Annotated in this window: 3 protein-coding genes and 1 pseudogene; 3 read left to right on the plus strand and 1 reads right to left on the minus strand. The window is 69.6% G+C overall.

Annotation, left to right across the window (positions count from 1 at the left end; genetic code table 11):
• Positions 1–199 (minus strand): annotated as a pseudogene (locus G6020_RS11550) (oxidoreductase); the annotation flags it as partial.
• A 132-nt stretch (positions 200–331) separates the two neighbouring features.
• Here G6020_RS11550 and G6020_RS11555 point away from each other — a divergent pair.
• The 3 genes from G6020_RS11555 to G6020_RS11565 all read left to right on the plus strand — a co-directional run bounded on the left by G6020_RS11555 (position 332) and on the right by G6020_RS11565 (position 2,073).
• Entirely contained in the window at positions 332–1,000 is a 669-nt protein-coding gene (locus G6020_RS11555; protein WP_182610733.1) for a fasciclin domain-containing protein, read from the plus strand.
• Positions 1,001–1,220: 220 nt separating this feature from the next.
• Positions 1,221–1,607, plus strand: coding sequence for a metalloregulator ArsR/SmtB family transcription factor (locus tag G6020_RS11560; protein ID WP_182610734.1), 387 nt, complete (start codon positions 1,221–1,223; stop codon positions 1,605–1,607).
• A gap of 7 nt (positions 1,608–1,614) precedes the next feature.
• Positions 1,615–2,073: an SRPBCC domain-containing protein gene (locus G6020_RS11565; RefSeq protein ID WP_182610735.1), complete on the plus strand. Its 459-nt coding sequence runs from the start codon at positions 1,615–1,617 to the stop codon at positions 2,071–2,073.
• Positions 2,074–2,213 lie beyond the last annotated feature (140 nt).

A 2,213-nucleotide genomic window follows, 5' to 3' on the forward strand; every position in this document is an offset into this window, starting at 1 on the left:
TCCCGAGCGCGTCGATGGTCGCCTCGCGGACGGCCGCGGGTGCGCGGTCGACCACGGAGTCGGCCACCGCCAGGAAGGGTGACGACCCGGGGGCGATGAGTCCCGCGATCGCGTGGCCGACCGCGAGGGCGATACCGGTCGAGAGGATCCCCGCGGAGATCTGAGCCGTCACACGGGGTCGGGGCTGGGTGGTGTCCACATCAAGAGTTCGGAGCACGGGCCCCGCCGGACGGTTCCGGAGAAATTTTCTGAGGGCCACCCATCCGTCTCGACAGCAGTGCCGAAGAACCCTTGACCCAGCACGCAAGGCTCTGTTGAAAGGACCAACACAATGAGCATCACGATCTCCCGCCGTATGGCATCGATCGCGGCGGCGGCTGCCGTGAGCGGCCTCGTTCTGGCCGGCTGCGCGGACGACGAAGGCAGCACCGAGGCCGAGGGCACCACGACCTCCCCCATGACCTCCGAGATGACCACCGAGGAGACCTCTCCCATGGCGGAGCCGGCCGGCATGCTGGTCGGTCCCGGGTGTGCGGACTACGCCGAGGCCAACCCGGACGGCCCGGGCTCGGTCGACGGCATGGCCATGGAGCCGGTCGCCACCGCCGCCTCCAACAACCCGCTGCTCACCACCCTCACGGCCGCCGTGTCGGGCGGGGTGAACCCGGAGGTCGACCTGGTCGACACGCTCAACAACGGTGAGTACACCGTGTTCGCGCCGGTCGACGACGCGTTCGCGCAGGTCGACGACGCCACGATGGAGGCGCTGCAGACCGATCCCGAGCTGCTCACCAGCATCCTGACCTACCACGTCGTGGAGGGGCAGATCTCGCCCGAGGACATCGAGGGCATGCAGACGACCCTCGCCGGTGACGACGTGGACGTCTCCGGTTCCGGTGACGAGCTCATGGTCAACGGGGCCAACGTGATCTGTGGTGGCGTCCAGACCGCCAACGCCACGGTCTACCTCATCGATCAGGTCCTCGTCCCCGAGGAGTGATCCCACTGGACCCCGGGAGGCCCTGACCTCCTGAGTGTTCCGGCAGCACCGAGGCCCGGGTCGACGCGAGAGCGTCGGCCCGGGCCTCGTCGTGTCGTCGGGTCCCGCGGCCGGACCACCGGCACCCGCGCCGCGAGAGTGTTCCGGTCGGCGTGATCGTGGACGAGGGGTTAACAGAGGCGCGTCACGGTGCATACTTAAGCCATCGCCTAATTAAGGAATGAGTGAATTGAAGCAGGCCGGTGATCCGCTGTCCCGGGTGTTCCAGGCGCTCGCCGATCCCACGCGTCGCGGGATCCTCGAGCGGCTCAGCGCCGGGCCGGCCACTGTGGGCGAGTTGTCGGAACCGTTCGACATCAGTGCACCCGCCATCTCGCAACACCTCCGGGTGTTGGAGACCTCCGGTCTCATCGAGCGAAGCACGCGCGCCCAGTGGCGGGTGTGCACGCTCCGGCCGGAACCGCTGGACGCCGCCACGGCCTGGGTCGAGCGCAACCGCGCGCTGTGGCAGCAGAAGTTCGACCGACTCGACGACGTGCTCACCGACATCCGGCCCGGGCACGCCGACCCCACGGATCGAGGTCGCACGCCTCGATCGAAGGAGTAACGACATCATGTCCGTCCCGGAATTCACCATCACCCGCACATTCGACGCCCCGCGCGAGACCCTCTGGCGCGCGTGGACGGATCCGACACTGGCCGCTCGCTGGTGGCACCCGCACGAGGTCACGACCCCTGCCGAGAGCGTCTCGATCGATCTCCGCGTGGGTGGCAGCTACGCCTACCTCATGATCGACCCGGACGGCGGCGAGTGGCCGGCCACGGGCGAATACCTGGAGGTCCGCGAGCCCGACCGGCTCCGGTTCACCTGGGTCAGCCCGGACGACGAGCGCGGGGACGAGGTCCCCGTCATCACCGTCGACCTCGCCGAGGCGGGCGAGGGGCGCACCCTGATGACCTTCCACATGGCCCGGCACCCCGACGACCGCGGTTCCGAACACGGCGTCCACGACGGCTGGACCGAGGCGTTCGAGGAGTTGGACGGCGTGCTCGCCACGTCCCGCACCCGCTGAGCCCCCGCCTGCTGTGCCCCCGCCCGGTGCCCCGCCCGGCGGGGGCGCCGCTGGTCAGAACCAGTCGTCGCGCATGTCCAGGGTGGTGCGGTCGCCCGCGGCCAGCAGGTCGAACTTCGCGTCCACGACGGGCAGCTCGA

Origin of the sequence: Dietzia sp. B19, from assembly GCF_014145155.1 — a bacterium.
Classification (GTDB): Bacteria; Actinomycetota; Actinomycetes; order Mycobacteriales; family Mycobacteriaceae; genus Dietzia; species Dietzia natronolimnaea.